Here is a 231-nt window from a genome sequence, read left to right on the forward strand (position 1 = left end):
CCGCGTACCGGGAGCAGGACCGCATCCACGGAAAGAAGCTCATGCAGGCAGTGGTCAATTCCATCAGCACAGGCGTCCCGGCCGCTCTCACCGAGCTCAAGACGCTGGGGCGGACCCTCAAACGACGGGCAGAAGACGTGCTGGCGTACTTCGATCGGCCCGGAACATCGAACGGCCCCACAGAAGCAATTAACGGGAGACTGGAACACCTCCGCGGCTCAGCCCTCGGGT

1 protein-coding gene is annotated in these 231 nt (G+C 63.6%); it reads left to right on the forward strand.

All coding sequences use genetic code 11. The features are described from left to right. A partial coding sequence (locus AC0IY1_RS25700) for a transposase (RefSeq protein WP_471773394.1) occupies positions 1–231 on the forward strand: 231 nt, incomplete at both ends.

The sequence above is a fragment of the Methylobacterium sp. AC690 genome, assembly GCF_979256535.1.